Raw genomic sequence first — 2,219 nt, 5'->3', positions numbered from 1 at the left:
AGAGTAGGCAGAGAAAATCCAAGCAAAACAACACGTTAGACGGTATTATTAATTCGCTTGCCGCTTAAGGTTCTGTACATGTTCGTGTGCTATTCGACAAGGATCATAGCGACGATGCTGCGAAGATCCTGGCCGTCTCGTTCACGATCCATGGTCGCAACGTCAATGCATACCGTAGCACAGATGGACAGTTCTACGATGAGTACACCAAGAACGTTTCAGGCAATGAAAAACGCCAATTCCTGGCGAAGGTTCGCGAATACAAGCGAACGGTGAACAATTTCGACCTTGAAAATAATAAAAACAGCCTAGATCCTGTGTTGTGGAAGATTTTATTAGCGAGCATTCCAATAATTTTATTTATAGGGTTAGCATCCACCAAAAAACCAAAGAAAACCCCGAATAATTCAAAGAAAAAAATAGATCCAATTGTAAACGCAAAAACAAAGAAAGTAGAACACTCAGATATGGTAGCTCTTGCCAAAGCGATGGCTATTAAGCATGAAGATTTCTATTACATTAATTTTCGGGCGGCATCATCAGATGGGGCTCGTGATTTTTTAGTGATGCAAGGGGAAAAATTTGATTTCGGAACGCTCCGCCATCCCTATATTTCGACGATTCCCCATTGCGACAATCTTGTTTTGCATCTGTGCAATTTAATTTATATGGCTGTAAATTCCATTCATGACATGGAGAGTGAAGGCCGTGATTTTTTAAATATTCTTTACCCATTTAACAACCGCGGTGTTTGTGGCCTATATACAGCCCATGATGCTCACATCCTTCATAAAATGTTAATGGATAAAATTGCAGCAGGTGAGGTTAACTGGGGTGTTTTCAATGATCTTATTCCAAATGATTCGGATGACGACCCCAGTCTTAGATATATAAGAACAACCGTGATCCACTCGTTGTTTTGCATCGAGTTTATTACAATAGTTAAGCTACCCAATATTAGGGGAGATGCTTACCATGTTGATTTTAACGAAACCTATGTCAGTTGGTTTTGCTCGCCATTTAGTAAGAATAAGTCAAGAGTGAAAATTAATTATATTGATGCTAATAATGTGAGAACGGAGCGGAATATTATTGAAGCTGAACATGTCATTAAAAATGGCGTTCATTATCTAAAAGGATTTTGCTTGTTAAGATTTGCGGAACGATTATTTAGATTTGACAGGATCTGTTTTCCTGAAAACTACTATCCTGGCTCTGGTTTTGCTATGGTATTCCATGATAGTGATCGAGATGATTTTTTTACTAAAAACAACTTAAAGTACCTTATACCAGCTTATCAAGCGCGAGAGAATACTGAACGGTCTAAAAAAGCTTACGAGGATGAATAAAAAGCAAAGAGAACAGGCTTTTTTGTTATTCACAATGTCTTCTTCATTAAAAAAGAACATGAATTTTAAATGCGTTTTACCAGGAGAATTAAACGCCAATGCATAACTCAATGTTTATTTGCGCCACTTTTTCTGTGGTTTTTCTGTCTGGTTGCAATCTTGTTTCAATTAACACAGATCGATTACTAGAAGAATACCCTGAGTGTAAAAAAATAGAACTCCCAACATTTCACCTTTATTCTGCTGATGAACGATATATGGCGTGTATAAAACAATCAATGTTTACTAAATTCAATGATGCCAAAACTCGCTATCCAAGCTGTAGCGTCATCGCTGACATAGAAAACATGGGTTTTTGCAACCATAAAAAAGATGTATTTAAATGCAATGAAATTATTACCGGTGAATACCTCAGGGTGAGAGCATGAGTGTTCATTTTTCACTCACCGCTGTAATTCCAGCCACAATGACTTGTTCCAGATAGTCGCTATTCATGGCGGCTATCTTTTGTTTGCGTCTGATACTGGCGCTTTTGCCTTTCTCCGCTCGCAGCATATTCAGCGCCATATGTCTCACTGTTGCCAATATCTGAGCCGCGTCGCCACGATGGATGGGGCACGCATCTTCTTTCATCGTGACGTCCAGTACCCAGTGCAGCTGATTTTCTATCCCCCAATGACCGCGCACGCCTTTGGCGAACTGCTCTTCGGTCAGTGCCGCAGAGCTGATGTAATAACGGTATTCCAGTGACTCGTTGCCCTTGCTATCTCGGCGGTAGCCAATGGCCAGGCGCTGTTCCCTTTACGTGTTGTTGACTATTTTCACCCCACCCGATAACCAGGATTTTGCACTGTTGGGCTCTTGGTTGTA

At 40.3% G+C, this 2,219-nt stretch carries 2 protein-coding genes and 1 pseudogene; 2 read left to right on the top strand and 1 reads right to left on the bottom strand.

Annotation, left to right across the window (positions count from 1 at the left end; all coding sequences use genetic code 11):
* Positions 1–86 precede the first annotated feature (86 nt).
* Positions 87–1,349 (top strand): WYL domain-containing protein, encoded by a 1,263-nt coding sequence (locus ACYVG7_RS04305; protein WP_460882000.1) that lies wholly within the window; start codon positions 87–89, stop codon positions 1,347–1,349.
* A gap of 98 nt (positions 1,350–1,447) precedes the next feature.
* A complete protein-coding gene (locus ACYVG7_RS04300) occupies positions 1,448–1,777 on the top strand; it encodes a hypothetical protein (RefSeq protein ID WP_460881999.1) in 330 nt (109 codons plus the stop codon).
* A 4-nt stretch (positions 1,778–1,781) separates the two neighbouring features.
* Here the strand turns inward: ACYVG7_RS04300 and ACYVG7_RS04295 are convergent.
* Positions 1,782–2,138, bottom strand: a pseudogene (locus ACYVG7_RS04295) (ISAs1 family transposase); the annotation flags it as partial.
* Between the last annotated feature and the right edge of the window lie 81 nt (positions 2,139–2,219).

The sequence above is a fragment of the Pseudaeromonas pectinilytica genome, from assembly GCF_054780855.1.
This window is presented reverse-complemented; position numbering and strand designations above follow the sequence as displayed.